Annotated in this window: 1 protein-coding gene; it reads right to left on the bottom strand. The window is 28.5% G+C overall.

The genetic code is table 11. The features are described 5' to 3' along the window. Nucleotides 1–3: 3 nt before the first annotated feature. Nucleotides 4–1,591: DUF2326 domain-containing protein (locus B371_RS0100445; protein WP_019412393.1), on the bottom strand; the 1,588-nt coding region annotated here is incomplete at its 5' end.

The following is a 1,591-nucleotide window of genomic DNA, read 5'->3' as shown; positions in this document are numbered from 1 at the left end:
CAACTAAGTATAGCCTATCCATAACTTATCATTAGATAATAGGAGTATTTTTTTCTCCTCTAAAATCTTTTGTGTTTCCTTGTTGTACATATCAATAATATCAATAGCAATAAACACTTGTTTTGATAATGAGTTGTAGAACTTAATGATTTGTTCAACAGCTTCTTTTTCAATATTCTTAAATAAGAAAGAGTCATGCATAATTAAAGGAATTTTTGTTAGTGTAAAAATTGCTAAGTCAATAATTATTAAATTGGCATATGCTTTCCCAGTACCTGTATTATCAAAAAACTTATAGTCATATTTACTGTAAGTTAAATTTAATTCAGGTGCATCCCTTTTGCCCTCATGAATTAAACCATTAATCTCTTTTAATTTTGTATTGATAGCCTTGTTAATTTCTTTAATTATTATTTCCTTTAACTCTTCAAGTTTACTTTTTTTGGTACCAATATCTTCTTTTATTCCTGACAACTTACTGAAATACTGATTTTCTAGTTGGAGGTTTTTTAAGCTTGATGATAATTCAATTAAGCTGTCAATAAATAAATTAAGTTCTTCATCAGGATTTAATAGCTGCTCTTGCTTTTTAATAACTATATCAATTTCCTTCTCTAATTCAGCTATTTTGATAGCTAACTCTTTTTTTGCATTCTCTAATTCATCAGTAAGAATAGAACTGATTCCCTGATGGAATGATTCTATACTCTGCAATCTTTCTACATTTATATTTGGGAAAAATTCTAGAAGGTTCTCTAACCCAGCACCTGCTGATCTTTTTATAGTTCTTGTTGTCCTATTTAATCTAGAAACATAATACTCTTTCTCATCTATGAGTTTTTTCTTTCTTTCTCTAATGGAAATCATTTCAGCAGAAACAATTTCACTTATATCACCTGAAGGGCTATATGCATTTTTTCCTAACCTTCCAATTTCTTTAGTATGGTGCTCTATATCTTTTAGATTTTTTGTAAACTTTTTTTTAGTTATTTTGGGGATTAACTTGTGCTTGCCTGCTTTATTTAAGACTTTTTTTTGATCTTCAAGTTTTTTTAGTTCCTTATCCTGCAATTCTATAGCATCATATTTGTTAAAAAGCTTAATCAAGTTTGTTACAATTTGACCAGAATTTTCTTGTGCAAAGCTATGAAGGGGTTTTTTAACATTATCATTTTCTTTTCCCCATACTCTAGAATAGGTACTAACAGCAGCTCTAAAGGTTAATTGGTCTGATTCCAATTCATATAGACTCTTTAGTAACTTGGTAAAATCATTTAATTTAATTTCATTTTCATCAAGTTTTTCATATTTATTATTGCTTTTATATACTGCATCTGGATTTTCTGTGCCTCTAACAAAATGATATTCAGTTTTAAATTTAAAGGTGAACCCAAACTCATGATGTCCTAAGTTTGCTACAACATCACTATTATGAGAAATATATGTATTACCACCAAAGACAAAATCTATAATCATAAGTAAAGTTGATTTACCAATAGAGTTAGATCCTTTATTATCACCTAATACAACATTCAAGCCCTCATGGAAATCTATAACTCCCTCTGTAAATATGGATAGGCTATACTTAGTT

Source organism: Paenisporosarcina sp. TG20 (genome assembly GCF_000286315.1).
Lineage (GTDB): Bacteria > Bacillota > Bacilli > Bacillales_A > Planococcaceae > Paenisporosarcina.
This window is presented reverse-complemented; position numbering and strand designations above follow the sequence as displayed.